The sequence below is a fragment of the Kribbella sp. C-35 genome, assembly GCF_046549195.1.
Taxonomy (GTDB): Bacteria; Actinomycetota; Actinomycetes; order Propionibacteriales; family Kribbellaceae; genus Kribbella.
The window spans coordinates 549,193-565,584 of the sequence record NZ_JAJPWG010000003.1 but is presented as its reverse complement, the minus strand read 5'-3'; the positions used below and the strand labels follow the sequence as shown (position 1 = coordinate 565,584).

At 67.5% G+C, this 16,392-nt stretch carries 16 protein-coding genes, 1 tRNA gene and 1 riboswitch; of the genes, 9 read left to right on the top strand and 8 right to left on the bottom strand.

Annotated features, from left to right (window positions below; translation table 11 throughout):
• Positions 1 to 202: 202 nt before the first annotated feature.
• Complete coding sequence (locus tag ACLJOO_RS22575; protein ID WP_130388718.1) at positions 203 to 718, bottom strand: hypothetical protein; 516 nt, start codon at positions 716 to 718, stop codon at positions 203 to 205.
• 767 nt (positions 719 to 1,485) lie between these two features.
• Between ACLJOO_RS22575 and ACLJOO_RS22570 the strand changes: the two genes are divergently transcribed.
• Complete coding sequence (locus ACLJOO_RS22570) at positions 1,486 to 3,276, top strand: DUF262 domain-containing protein (protein WP_410789259.1); 1,791 nt, start codon at positions 1,486 to 1,488, stop codon at positions 3,274 to 3,276.
• A gap of 450 nt (positions 3,277 to 3,726) precedes the next feature.
• On the opposite strand, the gene ACLJOO_RS22565 is transcribed toward ACLJOO_RS22570, so the two are convergent.
• Positions 3,727 to 3,802, bottom strand: a tRNA-Lys gene (locus ACLJOO_RS22565).
• 262 nt (positions 3,803 to 4,064) lie between these two features.
• On the opposite strand from ACLJOO_RS22565, the gene ACLJOO_RS22560 reads away from it, so the two are divergent.
• Positions 4,065 to 4,601, top strand: coding sequence for a G5 domain-containing protein (locus tag ACLJOO_RS22560; protein WP_410789258.1), 537 nt, complete (start codon positions 4,065 to 4,067; stop codon positions 4,599 to 4,601).
• A 4-nt stretch (positions 4,602 to 4,605) separates the two neighbouring features.
• Here the strand turns inward: ACLJOO_RS22560 and ACLJOO_RS22555 are convergent, their stop codons facing one another.
• Complete coding sequence (locus ACLJOO_RS22555) at positions 4,606 to 5,025, bottom strand: pyridoxamine 5'-phosphate oxidase family protein (protein ID WP_410789257.1); 420 nt, start codon at positions 5,023 to 5,025, stop codon at positions 4,606 to 4,608.
• A 69-nt stretch (positions 5,026 to 5,094) separates the two neighbouring features.
• On the opposite strand from ACLJOO_RS22555, the gene ACLJOO_RS22550 reads away from it, so the two are divergent.
• The 3 genes from ACLJOO_RS22550 to ACLJOO_RS22540 all read left to right on the top strand — a co-directional run bounded on the left by ACLJOO_RS22550 (position 5,095) and on the right by ACLJOO_RS22540 (position 7,136).
• Positions 5,095 to 6,039 (top strand): DUF5937 family protein, encoded by a 945-nt coding sequence (locus tag ACLJOO_RS22550; protein WP_410789256.1) that lies wholly within the window; start codon positions 5,095 to 5,097, stop codon positions 6,037 to 6,039.
• A gap of 15 nt (positions 6,040 to 6,054) precedes the next feature.
• A riboswitch (TPP riboswitch) is annotated at positions 6,055 to 6,166 on the top strand.
• Positions 6,157 to 6,360, top strand: a complete 204-nt coding sequence (gene thiS, locus ACLJOO_RS22545) for a sulfur carrier protein ThiS (RefSeq protein WP_327639704.1) — start codon at positions 6,157 to 6,159, stop codon at positions 6,358 to 6,360. Its footprint overlaps the riboswitch before it by 10 nt.
• Positions 6,361 to 6,362: 2 nt before the next feature.
• Positions 6,363 to 7,136, top strand: coding sequence for a thiazole synthase (locus ACLJOO_RS22540; protein ID WP_166658747.1), 774 nt, complete (start codon positions 6,363 to 6,365; stop codon positions 7,134 to 7,136).
• Here the strand turns inward: ACLJOO_RS22540 and ACLJOO_RS22535 are convergent.
• Positions 7,111 to 8,967: a DUF6807 family protein gene (locus ACLJOO_RS22535; RefSeq protein ID WP_410789255.1), complete on the bottom strand. Its 1,857-nt coding sequence runs from the start codon at positions 8,965 to 8,967 to the stop codon at positions 7,111 to 7,113. The two genes, ACLJOO_RS22540 and ACLJOO_RS22535, sit on opposite strands and share 26 nt — an antisense overlap.
• A 61-nt stretch (positions 8,968 to 9,028) precedes the next feature.
• On the opposite strand from ACLJOO_RS22535, the gene ACLJOO_RS22530 reads away from it, so the two are divergent.
• A complete protein-coding gene (locus ACLJOO_RS22530) occupies positions 9,029 to 9,415 on the top strand; it encodes a RidA family protein (RefSeq protein WP_410789254.1) in 387 nt (128 codons plus the stop codon).
• Here ACLJOO_RS22530 and ACLJOO_RS22525 read toward each other — a convergent pair.
• Positions 9,412 to 10,284, bottom strand: a complete 873-nt coding sequence (locus tag ACLJOO_RS22525) for a serine hydrolase (protein ID WP_410789253.1) — start codon at positions 10,282 to 10,284, stop codon at positions 9,412 to 9,414. The two genes, ACLJOO_RS22530 and ACLJOO_RS22525, sit on opposite strands and share 4 nt — an antisense overlap.
• Positions 10,281 to 11,153 carry a LysR family transcriptional regulator gene (locus ACLJOO_RS22520; RefSeq protein WP_410789252.1) on the bottom strand — a complete coding sequence of 291 codons (873 nt, stop codon included), beginning with the start codon at positions 11,151 to 11,153 and terminating at the stop codon, positions 10,281 to 10,283. Before ACLJOO_RS22520 ends, ACLJOO_RS22525 begins: the two co-directional genes overlap by 4 nt.
• Positions 11,154 to 11,262: 109 nt before the next feature.
• Here ACLJOO_RS22520 and ACLJOO_RS22515 point away from each other — a divergent pair, with 109 nt between their 5' ends.
• On the top strand, positions 11,263 to 12,231 hold the full coding sequence (locus ACLJOO_RS22515) for an MBL fold metallo-hydrolase (RefSeq protein WP_410789251.1): 969 nt from the start codon (positions 11,263 to 11,265) through the stop codon (positions 12,229 to 12,231).
• Here the strand turns inward: ACLJOO_RS22515 and ACLJOO_RS22510 are convergent.
• Together ACLJOO_RS22510 and ACLJOO_RS22505 are read right to left on the bottom strand one after the other, a co-directional pair.
• Entirely contained in the window at positions 12,221 to 12,964 is a 744-nt protein-coding gene (locus ACLJOO_RS22510; protein WP_410789250.1) for a GNAT family N-acetyltransferase, read from the bottom strand. The two genes, ACLJOO_RS22515 and ACLJOO_RS22510, sit on opposite strands and share 11 nt — an antisense overlap.
• Before the next feature lie 52 nt (positions 12,965 to 13,016).
• Positions 13,017 to 14,405: a PLP-dependent aminotransferase family protein gene (locus tag ACLJOO_RS22505; protein WP_410789249.1), complete on the bottom strand. Its 1,389-nt coding sequence runs from the start codon at positions 14,403 to 14,405 to the stop codon at positions 13,017 to 13,019.
• An 84-nt stretch (positions 14,406 to 14,489) separates the two neighbouring features.
• On the opposite strand from ACLJOO_RS22505, the gene ACLJOO_RS22500 reads away from it, so the two are divergent.
• Complete coding sequence (locus ACLJOO_RS22500; protein ID WP_410789248.1) at positions 14,490 to 15,776, top strand: FAD-binding oxidoreductase; 1,287 nt, start codon at positions 14,490 to 14,492, stop codon at positions 15,774 to 15,776.
• A gap of 110 nt (positions 15,777 to 15,886) precedes the next feature.
• Complete coding sequence (locus ACLJOO_RS22495) at positions 15,887 to 16,390, top strand: tetratricopeptide repeat protein (protein WP_410789246.1); 504 nt, start codon at positions 15,887 to 15,889, stop codon at positions 16,388 to 16,390.
• Positions 16,391 to 16,392 lie beyond the last annotated feature (2 nt).

Below are 16,392 nucleotides of genomic sequence, written 5' to 3'. Positions count from 1 at the left end.
CCAGCTGCGTGTGGAAGCTCAACGGCTGGGCGGGCCGGAGATCGGGCGAAACGAGAGCAATGCGAGAGGATGCGAAACGTCGCTCAACAACGAGTGGGACTGCCTGCGCCGAAGCTGCAAAGTGGAGATGGTGGCTTGCAGTGCATCAGAGGAATCGCGCTGGCTCACCAGGTTCGCTACAGGTGTGACTGGTCACTGAGATTCAACCGTCGCGGCCCCACAGCAGTTGATCGAGGACGAGCAGGCTGACGCCAAGCTCGGCCGCTGCTGCCCGCGCCACAACCAGGATGGAATGTTCATCGCCCGGCACGTCGAACCCCAGCTTGCGGAGTGCACCGGCGACCCGTAGATCCGGCTTCAAGGCGTCGGATCCACATCGCATGCGCATGTATGCGAACAGTGCCGGGCCGATCCCCGACACCCCACCAACGATCGGGTCCAACTTCGGAGCGTGCTCGAGACCCTGAACCCCGTCGGCCCATGCTCGACAGCCTTCGTCCTCCGAAACCGCTTGGTCACGGCAAAAGGCGAGGAGGTTAGCCGCCACCGTCTGAAGCGTTACCGGCTCGCTCCGCTGCAGCCCGAACTGCTCGGCCGGCACTTCGCTCTGCGCCAGCCTCGCCAAGGAGGGGTCACCTGCCGCGGCCCACTTCTCGACGCGAGGCAAGACGACACTGTGATACTTCCGCTGCCGGGAGACCACCACATCGAAAACCATCGCCCCGCGGCGTCCGCGATACACCTCGCCGTACTCTTCAGCGGCCCTATGGGGCCCGTCCCCGCGCGAACCGGCGAGGTCCCGAAGGCGCTCGACGGCTTGGGACCAGTGTTGCCGCTTCCGCATGACCGCCAAGAGGCCTGCAATGGTAGGCGCGGTGCGACCTGTCGACTCTTGGTTCAAGATGAGGCCCCTTTTGCCACTAGCTGACACACGCCGAATGTCTACAGGACGCGACTGACTGTAGCCCGGATCTTCCGCCACTCCGGGCTTAATACACCGCCTTCGTTGGGAAGGTGGCATTCGTGATCGTCACGCGGTTCTCGACGACCTAGCCCAGAGTGGCGGAGGTTCCAGCCCGTCGGTGTGATGGTCGTGAACTGGAGCGAGTCAGCAAGTCGTGCGACAGTGAAGTCGTGAGCCGTCTCGTCGAAGACATCCGCCTTGCACGCAGGCGTGGCGACTTACCCGAGCGCTTCCGGCCGGCTGACGTGCGTCGCACTTGCCCAGGGTGGGCCGATCGCACATATGGTGTCTTCCTGCCCAAGCACGGCCGGGGCAATCCGGTGGGCTACACGGAGTACTTCGTTCGTCATCCCGATGGCTCCTACAGCCTCATCGAGTAACGGCCAAGTAGGGGGCGGATAACTCCAATCCTCGCCACCGCTTTACTAGTTGCCCGTTCAGCACCGCCAAGTCGGTCACTTAGCTGGCGCGGATGTCGGAAGTCCCCACTAACCTTTCCTGTGCACGAAGAGGAGACATGAATGGCGAAGTACTCGGTAACGCAGTCAGCGGTCACGCAGTTGCTGGCTGACGTCAAGCGCGACCACATCGCCATCCCCGAGCTCCAGCGCCCGTTCGTCTGGGACAGCGTCAAAGTCCGCGACCTCATGGACTCGCTCTACAAGGGCTACCCCGTGGGCTACCTCATCACGTGGCAGTCGGTCGGAGCCAAGCTCAAGGGCGGCCAGGTCGCAGCCCACCAGCAGATCCTCATCGACGGGCAACAGCGGATCACCGCCCTCCGCGCCGCAGTCGCCGGACTCAAGGTGATCAACAAGAAGTACAAGGCCGTTCGGATCACCATCGCGTTCAACCCAATCACCGAGGAGTTCGCGACCCTGACCCCGGTCATAGGCAAGAACCCGCAGTGGATCTCCGATATCAGCGAGTACTTTAACGCCGACTCACCGTTGTCCTTCGCGCGTGAGTACCTCGAGCGCAACCCCGACGTCGACGCCAAGACGTTCGAGACGAACCTGGCCCGGCTGGAAGGCATCAAGAACGCCCAGATCGGCATCATCGGGCTCGCCGACGACCTCGACGTCGAAACCGTCTCCGAGATCTTTATCCGGATCAACTCCAAGGGCGTCCCCCTTAGCAGCGCCGACTTCGCCATGAGCAAGATCGCGACCTACGGCGATCGCGGCCGAAACCTGCGCAAGCTCATCGACTACTTCTGCCACCTCGCTGTCGCACCCCACGCCTACGCCGACATCAACGACAACGACCACGAATTCGCGGGCACTTCCTACCTCAAGGCCATCAGTTGGCTGAAGGACGAGGCCGAGGACCTCTACGACCCCGAGTACAGCGACATCATTCGAGTCACCGGCCTCGTCGGCTTCAGCCGCGGCAAGGCGTCAAGCATCGTCAGCGAGCTGTCAGGGCGCGATCCGGAAACCCGGAGGGTCGACGAGGAGCGGATCCCGGTCGCGTACGACAAGCTCGAGCGTGCCCTGCTGCAGATCGTAAACAACTACCACTTCGACAACTTCTTGATGCTCATCAAGTCGGCGGGCTTCATCACGCCGGGGATGGTGAACTCGAAGAACGCCCTCAACTTCGCCTACGCCCTCTACCTCCGCCTGCGCGAGGACAAGGCCATGAGTGAAGGCGAGCGGAAGCGGATCGTGAAGCGCTGGTTCGTGATGTCGATGCTCACCGGCCGCCACTCCGGCAGCTTCGAGTCAACCTGGGAGCAAGACATCCGCCGGATCGGCGAACAAGGACCCGCGAACTACCTCAAGCAGGTTGAGGAATCCGAACTGTCGGATGCCTTCTGGGCAGTCGCTCTCCCTGCTGCCCTCGAGACAACGAGCACGGTCAGCCCGTTCTTCCAGACATTCCTGGCCGCACAGGTGGCGAACAACTCTCGCGGATTTCTGTCCAAGGGCATCACCGTCGCGGCCATGCAACAACAGTCGGGCGACATTCACCACATCGTGCCCAAGGACTACCTGCAGAAGAACGGCTACCCGGACCGCGGCGACTACAACCAGGTCGCGAACTTCGCGCTCACCGAGACGGCGATCAACATCAGCATCAGCAACAAGCCGCCGATGCAGTACATGGCCGAGATCGCCACCCAGACCGAGTCCGCGCAGCTAGTCCTCGGAGAGATCACAGACCCTGAGGACTTGGCTGCGAATCTCGCCGAGAACGCCGTCCCGGCCAAGCTGGCCCAGGTCACAGCCGGGAGTTACAAAGAGTTCTTGGTCGAGCGCCGGAAGCTGATGGCGGCGACCATCCACAACTACTACCAGGCCCTGTGACGACGGCGGGCGACCCTCTGCTCTCGCAGGTGCCCGCCGGTCCGCCTCGGCGTTGGCGATGGTCTTCTAGGCGCACTTGATCGACCAGACCTCTGGGATGCTGCGAAGAAGCTCGGTGTACCGCGGGCATCGAGGAAACTGGGTCCTCATCTGGAGGTTTGGCGGATCCTCCTCTCGGAACCGGACCGACGACACCACGCGATCGGACGTTGCCCCACGTTCCGATCGGAAGGTGCGGTCTGCTCATCTCTGTTCTCCAAGGTCCAGCTGCATGTGGCAGCTCAACGGCTGGGCGGCCGGAGAACAGGCGAAACGAGCAGTGCGAACGGATGCGGTACGTCGCTGAACAACGCGCAACTAGCCGCCTGTGGTGACTCTACGTATTGGCAGAGTAAAAGCAGACCCCATGATCCCGGTCGAGGTGCCGATGTGCGCCTGACCTGCGGAAACTGGTAGGCCCCGTGGGACTCGAACCCACAACCCGCGGATTAAAAGTCCGCTGCTCTGCCAATTGAGCTAGAGGCCCTCATCTGGTGAGGGGAACAGTGTGTCAGGTTTGGTGGGGGTTTGCTTGGTGGGGGGTTGGGGTGAGGGGTTGCGTGGCGGGCGGGGTGGTGGTACAGATCGGAATTCGCTCGGGTGGTCCGGGTGCTGACAAATCCTGCCGCGGGGGGGAACCGACGGCGGGTTTGGGGGGATGGATCGTGTTGTTGCTTCGTGCTGCGTTGGGGTCGGTTGCGGTGGCGGCGCTCGTTGGAGGGTGTGGGGCGGATTCGGGTACGTCGGGGGTGGGTGAGCCGGCTGCGATCGCCAGCCTGACGCCCGCGCCGGTCAGTACGGCGACATCCACGCCGCAGACGTCCGCTACGCCTAAGACGACGCCCAAGGCGAGCGTCAAGCCAAAGGTGATCACGACGAAGGAGGTCGTGGAGTTTCGGGTGATTCCGTTCAAGAAGAAGACGGTGACGGATGACTCGTTGCCGAAGGGTGAGCGGACGGTGCGTACGGCGGGGGTCAACGGCACGCGGCGGCTCGTGTATCGGGTTACCTATGTGAACGGCGTACAGACGGCTAAGCGGATGGTCCGGCAGGAGGTGGCGAAGGAGCCGCGGTCGCAGGTGACGGCGGTCGGTACGAAGGTCGAGGAGCCGGAGGAATCCGGCGGGTGCGATCCGAACTACTCCGGTTGCGTTCCGATTGCCAGTGACGTTGATTGCTCGGGCGGGAGCGGGAACGGACCTGAGTACGTCGATGGTCCGATCGATGTCGTCGGCACCGACAAATATCGCCTCGACGCCGACCACGACGGGATCGCCTGCGAGTGAACTGTCAGTCGATGACGGCTGTGGTGATGCGGCGTGGGGTGATGTCGAACATCGAGTCTTCGGGTGGGTTGGCCAGGTAGGCCGCGCGGTGTTCCTCCGGTAGGTACTTCTCGACCATCGCGTTCAGCAGGTCGGCACTGAGCGGGAGGAAGCGCGCCACGCCCTGCATGTTGACGTACTTCGCTGTCGGTCCGTCGGCGGACTGGATCGAGAGGGACAGCTCACCCGTGCCGGTCCGGTGCAGTCTGGTCTTCTTCGACTTGGCCGGCGTCATCACCTGGAATCTGTTGTCGTCGGGCAGGTGGCGGAACCACACCGGCGTCACATGCGGCGACCAGCCCGGGTCGTCGACCGCCAGCACGGCCACCAGCGGCTGCGCCAGGAACTCTGCTACCTCGTCGTCGTCCATCGCTCGAAACCCCATGAAAACCACGCTCCCACCCGCCACCGACAATTCGGCCATACTTCGTGTCGTGACTGAAAGCGAGGCGCGGTGCTCACCTATGTCCTGAACTCACAGGATCTGGCCGACGTGCGGTTCGCGGTCTCGCCGGTCGCGGAGATGGTGCTGTCGTTGCGCGCGCTACGGGATCCCGGCCGTTTCCCGCTGCAGCTCGGCTGGGTGCGCGCCGTACAGCCGCAGGTCACCGCCCTGGACTGGTCCGTACTGCGGTGGCTCGTCAACGACACCATGGGCAGCCCGGACTTCCTGACGCCACGACCGACCTCGCCGCTCACCCAGCTCTCCGACGAGCTCGACGTGATCGCTAACGTCAAACCGGACACCTTCGAGCGACAACTCGTAGCGGTCAACGGCGAGCTACCGGAAGACCTGACCATCGACAAGGTCCTCGAGGCACTCAGCCAGTACTGGGACGCTGTGATGGCGCCGTACTGGAGCCGCATGCGCACTCTCCTCTCCGCCGACATCAGCTACCGCGGTCACGTCGTCACCCAGCAAGGGACCGGCGCCATGCTCAACGGCCTCGGCCCAGCGATCACCTACGCCGAAGGGCTCCTCAAGGTCGACCGCGTGGCCGAGCAGAGCCGCACCGAACACGTCGACGGTCGCGGGCTCGTGCTGCAGCCGACCCTGTTCGGACCGCACGCCGTCATCCCGTTCGACCCGGGCGCCGAACCGCTGCTCGGCTACCCGCCGCGCGGTCAGGCCCATCTGTGGTCCGTCGTCGAGCCGCCGTCCCGCCACGACCTCGCTCAGTTGATCGGTACGCCGAGAGCACACATCCTCGAGCTCCTCACCCATCCCCGTACGACGACCGACCTGGCCGGCGAACTGAAGGTGACGCCGTCCGCGGTGAGCCAGCACCTCCAACTACTACGCCGTACCGGGCTCGTCGAACCGCAGCGCACCGGCAAACAGGTCCTCTACCGCCCGACGGAGCTCGCCGCCCTCCTCACCGGCACGCAAGTCGACTGAGCCGTCAGCTATAGTCGAGACGTCCGCGGGAGCTCGCAGGAAGTGGGCTGAGAGGGTGACTGCACCGTCACCGACCGCTGAACCTGAATCGGGTAATTCCGGCGTAGGGAGGAAGCGATGGAATCCGTCTGGGTGAACGGTACGGCGATCGACGTACCGCCGGGCAAGTCGGTGGCCGAGCTGATCGCGGAGTACTCCGATCGCGCCACCGGGATCGCGGTCGCGGTGAACCAGAACGTGCTGACCAAGGCTGAATGGGCGCAGACCACCCTGCGGCCGGGCGACCGGGTCGAGATCGTCAGCGCGACGCAGGGAGGCTGACCATGGATGATCCACTGGAGCTCGGCGGGCGCACGTACACGTCGCGGCTGATCATGGGGACCGGCGGTTCGGCCAACCTGGAAGTGATGGAGGAGGCATTGATTGCCTCCGGCACCCAACTCACCACGGTCGCGATGCGCCGCCTCGGCACGGGGCACGAGGGCTCGGTGCTCGACGTACTGAAGAAGCACGGCATCGACGTACTGCCGAACACGGCCGGCTGCCACACCGCGGCCGAGGCTGTACTGACCGCGAAACTGGCCCGCGAGGCGCTCGGGACCGACCTGATCAAGGTCGAGGTCGTTGCCGACGACCACCTGTTGCTGCCGGACCCGTTCGAGCTGCTCGATGCCGTGGAGGCCTTGGTGGCCGACGGTTTCACCGTGCTGCCGTACACGAACGACGACCCGATCCTCGCCCGCCGTCTCGAGCAGGCCGGGTGCGCGGCCGTGATGCCGTTGGCCGCACCCATCGGTTCGGCGCTCGGCATCCGCAACCCGCACAACATCGCGCTGATCGCCGAGGCGGCGAACGTCCCGGTGATCGTTGATGCCGGCATCGGTACGGCGAGTGACGCCGCGCTGGCGATGGAACTCGGATGCGACGCGGTCATGCTCGCGACCCCGGTGACTCGTGCTGAGAAGCCTGCCCTGATGGCCGCCGCGATGCGCGACGCCGTCTCGGCCGGCCGGAACGCACGCCTCGCCGGCCGTGTGCCGAAGCGATGGCAGTCGGCGTTGGCGTCGTCGCCTACAACTGGTCTGCCAACGTTTTAGCCTCCGCCGCGTCCACCGCGCGGTCCAGCAGCAGCGCGGTGAGCGACAACGTCAGGTCCTGGTTGGGCTGCAACGTCAACGGCTCGTCCCACGCGAGCGCCGGGCACGCGCCGACGTACTCGGTGGTGCGCAAGAACCACGGCCACACCTGATCCGGCTGCAGCAACAGCAAACTGACATTGCCCTGCACGAATGCGAGCCACGGACTGCCAGATCCGAAGGCGGCGTCCAATCCTTCACCGTCGGCGCTCAGGACCGTCGTCGGCGCGGACGGCAGGCGCCAGAAGATCCCGCCGTACCCCGCGCCCTCGCGTCCACAAGTCGCCGGGCTGTCGATCCGGATCGAGCCGTAGCGCGCCGTCAGCACGCTCCGCCAGTCCAGGCGCCAGCCACCGAAGGCGAGGTCCCCGGCGAGACACCGGCGTTCGACGAGTTGCGGTCGGCCCTGCTCGTCGTACCAAGTGATGTCGTCGACCAACGAGCGATCGTCGACGGTGACGCCGCGGCTGCGCTGCTGACCGTGGTTCGTCAGGAGGGTCGGGCCTTGACCGCGGACATAGGTCCGGCCGCCCCAGTGTGAAGTGCCGTTGACCTGCGCGACAGACAGTGAGAGTCCGTAGTGGTGGCGATGGTCCACCGGGTTGACCTCGGTCAGCGGGTGTCCGCCGAGCGTCCGGACCGGATGCAGGTACGGGCGCGGCGCGTGCACCTGCGGCATCCGCCGGCCGAACTCGTACCGCGCGAGCAACCCCGCCGAACTCCCGAGCGCGAAGATGTCCCCCTGCTGCAGCCACCCGATCTGATCAGCCGACGCCTGAGAACGCGGCTCCTGCGGCACCGGACCAGTGCTCGCCCGCACCGCCAGCCGCAGCTCGGGTACGGCGTCCGTCTCGCCCGCCCCAGCCGCGATCGACGCGTGCAACCGCTGCCACGCGAGTTCGCCGAGGTCCGTCTGCGGCACCCGGACAGTCGTCAGCGACGGTACGGCGAACCGCGCGAGCCCGATGTCGTCCATCCCGGTCACCGACAGATCAGCCGGTACGGCGACCCCGACCTCGTTGAGCCGCGCCAGCAACCCGAACGCCACCAGATCGTTGAACGCGACGACCGCGGTGACCTGCGCTTCGAGCACCCGCTCCACCGCGGCGTACCCGTCCTCGATCGACCGGCCGCACTCGAGCCGGACGAGCTCGAGTCCCGGGATCTCCCGCTCGGCGACCGCGAGCGCCTGCAGCCGCAGCACGTTGGACGCGCTCGCCGCCGGGCCGGACAGGAACGCGAGCCGCCGGTGTCCGAGGCCGACCAGATGATCGACGACGATCCGTACGGCGCGGCCGTAGTCGACCACCACCGACGCGACCTCCGCCGGCCCCTGACGGTTGACCAGGATCACCGGCTGCACCTGCGGCAGGAGCTCGAGCAGCCGCTCCTCGTCCATCCGCGGCGAGACCATGATCAACGCGTCGCAGCGCCGCCGGGCCTCGATCGCGATCCCCGCCTCGGCGTCCGGGTCCTCGTCGGTCTCGGCGACCAGCACCTTGTACCCGGCCGCCGCGGACGCGTTCGTGATGCCGCGCAGGATCTGCTGGAACAGCGGGTTGCCGAGGTCCGGGACGACCAGCGCGACCATGTTCGTCCGGCCCAGGGACAGGCTGCGGGCCAGATCGCTCGGCCGGTAGTTGAGCCGCTCCGCCGCGGCGCGCACCCGGGCGACGATCTCGGGTGCGACACTGAGGCGCCCGTTCATCACCCGGGACACGGTCGCCCGCGACACCTCCGCCGCCCGCGCGACGTCGGCAATCGTGATCGAGTCCTTCGGTGTCCGTCCCACCCCCGTATCCTCTCCCGATGGAAACCGGTTTCTCAACCCCTGTCCGGGGTATATGTGGTCCATGAGTGAGCTGGAGTATCCGCAGGTGCAAGGCGTTGCCCCAGGCAACGGTTACAGCCACGTGGTGACCGGGACCGGCCGATGGGTGGCGATCTCCGGGCAGGTCGCGCTGGACGCGAACGGGCAGTTCGTCGGCCGCGGTAGTCCGCGGGTGCAGGCGGAGCAGGTCTTCGCGAACCTGGCGCGCTGCCTGACAGCGGTCGACGCGACGTTCGAGAACGTGGTGAAGCTGACGTACTTCGTCACCGACGTCAACTACCTGCCGGAAATCCGCGTGGTCCGCGACAAGTACATCCCGGGTCCGAAGCCCGCGAGTTCGGCGGTGCAGGTGGCGTCACTGTTCAGCCCACTCGCCCTGCTCGAGATCGAGGCCTTCGCAATCGTCTAGCGCAGTACGTCGACCGCCACCCGAGCGACCTCGCCGATCGCGGCGTCGACGCGCGGTTGGCGGAGGTCGCCGCGGGCGGCGAGCGTGAGAACCGCGATCGCGAACGCCGCCCCACCGGGCAGGGTGACCACGCCGGCCTCGTGCCGCAACGCGCCGAACGTGCCGGTTTTCCCCGCGACGCGTACGCCGTCGTACGGGAAACCGGACGCCAACCGGTGCAGGAAGATCTGCCGGTGCATCGTCGCCTTCACGAACTCGGTCTGCCCGGCCGACAGCAACTCCCCCGCCCACAACCGCCGCAGCAACAGGGTCAGGTCGCGCGCACTGGCCGCTGACCCGTTCGCAGCCTCGTACACCCCGGCCGGATCGGTCCGGTCGTTGTCCGCGAGTACGGCGAGGGCCGCGTCCGCATCGTCGGCACCCGTACGGCGTTGCAGGTCTCGCAGGTTGGCCGCCGTACCGCGTCGGACCCAGGTGCGGCGCAGACCGAAGGACTCGAGGATTTCGGCCAGCCGACGCAGCCCGACGATGTCCAGCAGCGCATCGGCCGACGCGTTGTCCGACACCGTCGCCATCGACAGCGCCAGATCGCGCAGCGACACCGTCACCGGATCCGCGAACGTGGACAGCCCGGTGGGTCCGGCAGTCCGCGCCGACGGCTCGAGCGTCACGCGTTCGCGCGGATCGAGCTCCCCCAGGTCCACCAGTCGGCAGAACCCGGCGAGCAACGGCAACTTGTAGACCGACGCCAGCGGTACGACGGCGTCGGCGTCGAGGTCGACGGACGCTGCAGGGTCGTCGAGCGAGACCGCGTGCATCCAGCCGCGGACACCGGCGTCCTCGAAGATCCCACGGATCCGGGCGTTCACGATGCCAGCGCTTCCGTGAGCTGAGCCATCACGTCGTTCGGGCGGAGGAACGGCGTACGGGTCCTCGACCAGACGAGCCGGAGACGCAACGGCAGCGGATCGTCGGCCAGTCGGTGCCGCCCGACACCAGGTGCGATCAGCGCCGGGTCGGCGGTCACCACGATCGCCTGCCCGGCGGCCGCCATCGCGAGTCCGGCGCGCTCGTCCGTCACCACGACCGTCCCGCCGTCCGGCCGGTGCAACGCCAGCGTGTCCAGGAAGAGGTCCCGCGCCGCCGGCGCCTCGGCCCGCGGCCGCACCGCGATCGGCAGCCCTTTCAACTGCCGCAACGCCACGATCTCACTGTCGACGGTCGCTGCCGGCACCAGCGCCCAGGTCGGCAGGAGCGATACAGGTCCGGCTTCCAGACCATCCAGTACGGCGGGATGCAGTACGACGGCCAACGTCAACCGGCCCGTGCCGATCTGGTTGACCAGCGAACTCGTCGGCGCGGTCACCACCGTCACCCGACTGCCCGGAATCACCGAGCCGCAGGCCGCAGCCACCGCCGCACCCGCCGACGGCGGCACCTCGGGCGCCAGACCGAGCCGGATCTCCGGTCCCTCCGGATCACGCGCGACGGCCGCCTGGTGGAGCTCCTCGATCGAGGTGAGCGCGCGTCGTGCGTACGGCAGTAGCGCGACGCCGGCGGCCGTGAGTTCGACGCCACCGGCGCCGCGTTCGAAGAGCTTCGCGCCGACCAGCGCCTCCAGGCGGCGCAGACCCTGGGACAGCGGGGGCTGGGTGATACCCACGGCCCGTGCCGCGTCACCGAAGTGCTGCTCCTCGGCGAGCGCGATGAAGATCTGCAGGTGCCTTTCAGTGATCATGACGTGACTGACCTGCGGTGATATCTCCGGCCAATCGCTCCATGCGCAAGAGCATATTCGACATACCGCGCGGCACTCGCTTTGACTGACGGCAACGAAAGGAGACAGCGTGAAGGTGAGTCGACGAGGGATGCTGGCAGGAGCGGCGGCGGCCGGGGCCGCGGGCGTGGCGGGGGCGATCGGCCTCGAGAACCGGAGCGAGGCGGCGACCGCGCAGGCGAGCGCGACCGAGGCAGCGGGTGGGACCGAGGCGGTGGGTGAGGCGGTCCGGGAGTCGGTGGAGCTGACCTGGTTCGGGACGCACGCGTGGCAGATCCGGTGCGGCAAGAGCGTCGTACTGACCGATCCGTGGCTGACCCGGTTCCACACCGGGACGTTCACCCCGGAGGGCGCCGACCCGAAGACGAAGCTGGTGATCAAGCCCGACGTGATCGACCGGCATCTGAGCACCGCCGACGCGATTCTGGTCCACCACGGCCACTACGACCACATGGCCGACGTACCGTACGTCGCGAAGAAGACGCAGGCGACCGTGCTCTGCACCGAGACGCACGCGAACATGCTGCGCGCGATGAAGACGCCGAACGAGCTGCTGTCACGGGTCCGCGGCGGCGAGTACCTGCCGTTCGAGGGCTTCACGATCGAGGTGTTCCCGTCGCTGCACTCCTGCGGCGGCAAGCGGCACACGTACGCGTACCCGGGCTACCGGTACGACGTCCCGCCGCGCCCCCGCGTGATCGAGGACCTGGTCGAGGGCGGCACGCTCGCGTTCGTGATCACCATCGGCGGCCTGCGCATCCTCAGCCTCAGTACGGCGAACTTCGACCCGAACGCGCTGCGCGGCCTCCAGGTCGACGTCGTACTGGCCGCTCCGGGCGGCGAACCCGGCATCACCGACCGCCTGCTGCAGACGATCAAACCGGTCCGGAAGGTGTTCGCCACCCACTGGGACGACTTCGACAAGCCCCTCGACGACCCGGGCATCCCGTGGACCGACCTGACCCCGCTCCGCACGTCCGTCGAGAAGACCGGCGCCGAGTTCGTCGTCCTCGATCACCTGCAGCAGGTCACGCTTTGACGCGGTAGTGGTAGCGCGAGACGGCCTGGAAACCCAAGCGGTCGTAGAGTGCGCGGGCCGCAGCGTTGGCCTCGACCACCTGGAGCCAGACGCGGTTGACGCCGAGGTTTGTTGCCCTCTGCAACAAACCGTGGATCACGGCCTGAGCGAGGCCGCGCCGGCGATGGCCGGGATCGACAGCGAGACAGTAGATCCCGGCCCAGTCGTCGACCAGAGCGAGGCGGCCGATGGCCTGGAGCGGCCTGCCGGCCGGGATCACGGCATACAGGGCCCGGCCGCGGTTGAGGATCTGCCGGGCAGCGGCCTGCGCGGCGGATCCACCGCGGCCGTCGACAGCCCACCAGAAGTCCATCCAGTCATCGTCGGGCGTCGAGGAAATATTCACCGTGACGGCCGGGTCGGGCACCTTCGCGAGCACGTCGGCAACCTCCGCGCACATCACCAGCGTCGGGTTGCGGCGTTCGTAGCCGCGGGCTGCCAGGTACTCGTCGAGGTCGCCCGGCTGCGCCGCTGGACCCACCTGGAAGGACGGCGCGATCTGATGTGCGGCGTACAGGTTTTCCACGTATTCCAAGGCCCTGTCGAGGTCGAAAGGTGCACTCGCGGGCAGCACCGAGTTGGCTCGCAGGGTGACTCCGGCGTTGTGCCGCACCAGCCAGCCGTCCAGTTCGGTGCTGTGCGCGGCGGGCCAGCCTTGGTTCATCAGGGCATCCATGCGAGCTTCGGCGATCACTCCACCAAGCGTAGAACCGCCCGGATCGAATTGCAATCGAATGGATAGTTATTCATCGACCGCGGATCGTGGCAACCACGTCCGCGAGCAACTCGATGCCCTCGACAACTTCCTTCTGGGAGAGCGAGCCGTACCCGAACACCAACCCGGCGGGCCCTTCCCCGGACACCCAGTACGGCGCCAGCCCGTACACCCCTAGTCCGCGCTGCTGGGCCGCGTCGCGCAACGCGTCCTCGCTGAGGTCGGGCGGCAGCCACGTCATCACGTGCAGTCCGGCCGAGATGCCGACCGGCTCGAGCTCCGGGAGGCGCGCCGCCAACCGTTCGACCAGCGTGTCCCGCAACGTCCGGTACCGCGGCCGCATCCGCCGCAGATGCCGGTCGAACTCGCCCCGCGCCACGAAATCCGCGAACGCCAGCTGATCGAACACCGGCGACCCGCGATCGTCCATCAGCTTCGCCTGCGCCATCGGCTCGACCAGCCACGTCGGCAGGATCAGCCACCCCAGCCGCAACCCGGGCGCCAGCGTCTTGCTCGCGGTCCCGGCGTACGCGACGCGGTCGGGTGCGAGCCCCTGCATCGCGCCGATCGGCTCCCGGTCGTAGCGGTACTCCGCGTCGTAGTCGTCCTCGATCACCAGCCCGCCCCACGCGACCAGCGCCGCCCGCGTTTCCGCCGACGCCACCGCTCCAGTGGGGAACTGATGCGCAGCCGTCACGAGTACGACGTCCGCACCCGACCGCTCGAGCGCGTTGACGTCGATGCCCGTTTCCAGCATCGGTACGCCGACCACCTCGAGCCCGGCCGCCTGCGCGACCTCTCGCAGGTCGTTGTCGGACGGATCCTCGACCGCGAGTCGTCGGCGCCCGTGTGCGGCCAGCACCTGCAGCAGTAGCCGCGAGCCCTGCGCGAACCCGTTGCAGATCAGCATGTTCTCCGGGCGCGCCGCCGTACCGCGAACCCGATTCAGATAGTCGGAGAGAGCGGTGCGCAGCTCGATCGTGCCGCGTCCGTCGATGTAGGCGAGGCTGCGGTACGGCGTCTCGTTGAGCACGCGCCGTACCGATCGGAGCCACGCGGCGCGGGGGAACTCCGAGACGTCCGGGCGGCTGTAGCGGAAGTCGATCCGCGGTGGACCCGCGTCGGGCCTCAGAGCGGTCGACGCCTCGATCACGGCGATGTCGGCGACCTGCGTGTAGCCCCCGGCGCGGCTGATCAGGTACCCCTCGGCGACGAGTTGCTGGTACGCCTCGACGACCACGCCGCGGGACAGGCCGAGGTCCTGCGCGAGGGCGCGCGTCGACGGCATCACGGTCTCGGCGCGCAGCAGCCCCGCCCGGATCCTGGTGCGGATCCCGCTCTCGAGCTGCTGGTGCAGCGGGACGCCGCTGTCGCGCTGCAGCTCGACCAGGAGCTCGCCGGCCCCGGAACTGGTCCTCATTCGGCTCACAGAACTGGACCTTATCGACGTACCGCTGCGCTGTCAGGGTTGTGGGACAGACCAAATCACCCCAGGAGAGCTGAGATGACCGAGTTTCTGCGCACCGGCGACGCCGGGTACGACGAGGCGCGCACCGTCTGGAACGCGATGATCGACCGCCGGCCGGCCGTGATCGCCCGGTGCACCTCGAGCGAGGACGTGGCCGAGGCGGTCCGGTTCGGGCGCGCGGCCGGGCTGGAGATCGCGGTCCGCTGCGGCGGGCACAACATCGCGGGTCTCGCCGTCCCCGAGGGCGGGCTGATGATCGACCTGACGCCGATGAGCGCGGTCCGCGTGGATCCTGCGGCCAAGCGGGCCTGGGTCCAAGGCGGCGCGATGCTGGGCGAGCTGGACAAGGCGGCGCAGGAGTTCGGGCTGGCGACGACGGCCGGGAACGTCTCGCACACCGGGGTCGGCGGGCTGACGCTCGGCGGCGGGATGGGTTGGCTGGCCCGGCGGCTCGGGCTGGCCTGCGACAACGTCGTGTCGTACGAGGTCGTGACGGCGGACGGTGACGTCGTACGGGCGAGTGCGGACGAGAACCCCGAGCTGTTCTGGGGCCTGCGCGGGGGCGGCGGAAACTTCGGAATCGTCACGTCGTTCGAGTTCCAGCTGCACCAGGTGGGGACGCGGGCGTTGATCGTCGAGTTCACCTATCCGGTGTCGGTGGGGTTCGACGTACTGCGCGGGTGGCGGGAGCTGAACGCCGACGCGCCGCGGGAGGCGACTTTCACCGCGAACATCACGGGCGACTCGGTGACGGTCGGGTACGTGTGGGTCGGCGAGGGCGGGTACGACGTGCTGCCGGCGTTCCGCGCGCTCGGGCCGGTGAGCGACGAGATGGTCGAGGAAACGACGTACCTGAAGCTGCAGACGCGGGACGACAACGTCCAAGGACACCGTTTTCGGCGGTACTGGAAGGGGCACTACTTCAAGTCGCTGCCGGACGAGGCGATCCGGGCATTGGTGGACAACCCGGGGGTCTCGGCGAGCCTGCAGGCGTACGGCGGGGCGATCGCCGACGTCCCCACGGAAAACGCTGCATTCAGTCACCGGGACACGTTGTTCGAGTTCGTCACCGCGACCCGGTGGGAGGACCCGGCCGAGGACGAGGAGTGGATCGGCCGGCTGCGCGGGTACGCCGCGACGCTGGCGCCGTACGCGAGTGGGGCGTACGTGAACACGCTGAACGACGACCCGATCCACCGCGCGTTTCCGCCCGCGACGCTGAAGCGGCTGATCGCGCTGAAGACGGCGTACGACCCGGCCAACGTGTTCCACCTGAACCAGAACATCCGGCCCGGCGAGCCTGACAACGAGTCCGCCGCGTGACTGGTAACTCTGAGGACTGGACTTCGAGCAGGTCTTCGCGGACGTCGCCCGGACGATCTTCGGATCGTGGCCGTGGCAGGCCCGCCGGACCGACGCGGCATGATGGAACTGTGACGACTGAACTGACGCCGGAACTGGCCGCGACGATCGATGAGGCGTTCGCGCGGCGGGACCGGGCGAACATGGGTCCGACGATCGCCTTCTTCGAGAAGCTGCTGACCGAGCACCCGGACAACCCCTACGTGCTGTACGAGGTCGGCGGGTCGTACGACACCGCCGGCGACGAGGAGACCGCCGTCGGGTACTACGAGCGCGCGCTGCCCGGACTGACCGGGGAGACGCGCCGGAAGTGCCTGCTGCAGTACGGCAGCACCTTGCGGAACCTCGACCGCTTCGACGAGTCGCTCGCGCTGTTCAAGTCCGCCTGCGCGGAGTTCCCCGAGTCGGACTCACTGCGGGTGTTCAAGGCGCTGACGCTGCACGCCGCCGGGATGAAGGACAAAGCGCTCGCGACACTCCTGCTGGTGATCGCCGACAAGGTCGACTCCGCCGAGATCAAGCGGTACGAGGCCGCCATCCGCGGCAACGCGGACTACCTGGCCGGCCTGAGCTAGGA

What these genes read in the sequence shown, in the direction of transcription:
- ACLJOO_RS22575 (WP_130388718.1), bottom strand. Translation starts at nt 718, where the DNA reads ATGGTTTTCGATGTGGTGGTCTCCCGGCAGCGGAAGTATCACAGTGTC.
- ACLJOO_RS22570 (WP_410789259.1), top strand. Translation starts at nt 1,486, where the DNA reads ATGGCGAAGTACTCGGTAACGCAGTCAGCGGTCACGCAGTTGCTGGCT.
- ACLJOO_RS22555 (WP_410789257.1), bottom strand. Translation starts at nt 5,025, where the DNA reads ATGGGGTTTCGAGCGATGGACGACGACGAGGTAGCAGAGTTCCTGGCG.
- thiS (WP_327639704.1), top strand. Translation starts at nt 6,157, where the DNA reads ATGGAATCCGTCTGGGTGAACGGTACGGCGATCGACGTACCGCCGGGC.
- ACLJOO_RS22540 (WP_166658747.1), top strand. Translation starts at nt 6,363, where the DNA reads ATGGATGATCCACTGGAGCTCGGCGGGCGCACGTACACGTCGCGGCTG.
- ACLJOO_RS22530 (WP_410789254.1), top strand. Translation starts at nt 9,029, where the DNA reads ATGAGTGAGCTGGAGTATCCGCAGGTGCAAGGCGTTGCCCCAGGCAAC.
- ACLJOO_RS22520 (WP_410789252.1), bottom strand. Translation starts at nt 11,153, where the DNA reads ATGATCACTGAAAGGCACCTGCAGATCTTCATCGCGCTCGCCGAGGAG.
- ACLJOO_RS22505 (WP_410789249.1), bottom strand. Translation starts at nt 14,405, where the DNA reads ATGAGGACCAGTTCCGGGGCCGGCGAGCTCCTGGTCGAGCTGCAGCGC.
- ACLJOO_RS22500 (WP_410789248.1), top strand. Translation starts at nt 14,490, where the DNA reads ATGACCGAGTTTCTGCGCACCGGCGACGCCGGGTACGACGAGGCGCGC.